General features: G+C 33.3%; 1 protein-coding gene. It reads right to left on the bottom strand.

Annotated elements, in window-relative coordinates; translation table 11 throughout:
• On the bottom strand, positions 1–246 hold a 246-nt coding region (locus AAEY83_RS17710), incomplete at both ends, for an MFS transporter (protein WP_351061301.1).

The raw sequence follows: 246 nt of genomic DNA, 5'->3' as shown, positions 1-246 counted from the left end.
GTTCTGACACTTCATATAAATCTAAATAAATAAATGGTACTGAGGTCAAAAAGCAAAAAAATCCAAACGATACAAACATAGAACTGAGTATGTCGGCACGTGCATCTTTATTACTGAGTACTGTTTTATAGCTGTCGAAAAACAGAGCGAGACCCTTTTTTTCGTTTTTGTGAATAGGAATATCAATTAGATACACTTGCACAAATGCCAATATTAAAAAGCTATACCCAGCAAGAACCAAGAATA

The organism is Psychrobacter sp. TB20-MNA-CIBAN-0197 (assembly GCF_040309765.1).
GTDB lineage: Bacteria > Pseudomonadota > Gammaproteobacteria > Pseudomonadales > Moraxellaceae > Psychrobacter > Psychrobacter submarinus.
Note: the sequence above shows the minus strand (reverse complement) of the source record. Positions and strands in the feature narration are given on the sequence as shown.